The sequence below is a fragment of the Pedococcus sp. P1_H8 genome, from assembly GCF_056405175.1.
Map to the genome: position 1 here is coordinate 1 of NZ_JBFUCP010000388.1, position 388 is coordinate 388.

1 protein-coding gene is annotated in these 388 nt (G+C 67.8%); it reads right to left on the reverse strand.

The annotated features are described in order from the left end of the window. Positions 1-388 (reverse strand): PstA family ABC transporter permease (locus AC1DYG_RS20495; protein ID WP_477641671.1); only part of this gene is annotated, 388 nt, incomplete at both ends.

The following is a 388-nucleotide window of genomic DNA, read 5'->3' on the forward strand; positions in this document are numbered from 1 at the left end:
GTCTTCCACTTCGGCACACCCAGCGCGTACGACGCCTCACGCAGGTCCTGCGGGACGATCCGGAGCATCTCCTCGGTGCTGCGGATGACGACCGGCACCATCAGCAGCACCAGCGCCAGCGACACCGCGAACGCGGACTTCGGGAACCCGAACGTCGCGATCCACAGCGCGTAGATGAACAGCGCCGCCACGATCGACGGGACGCCGCTGAGGATGTCGACCATGAAGGTGGTCAGCCGGCCCAGCCGCGAACCGTTCGCGTACTCCACCAGGTACACCGCGACGAACAGGCCCACCGGGATCGAGAGCGCCGCACACACCACTCCCTGGAGGATGGTGCCGATCAGCGCGTGGTAGATGCCGCCGCCCTCGGCCGACGCCGACAACC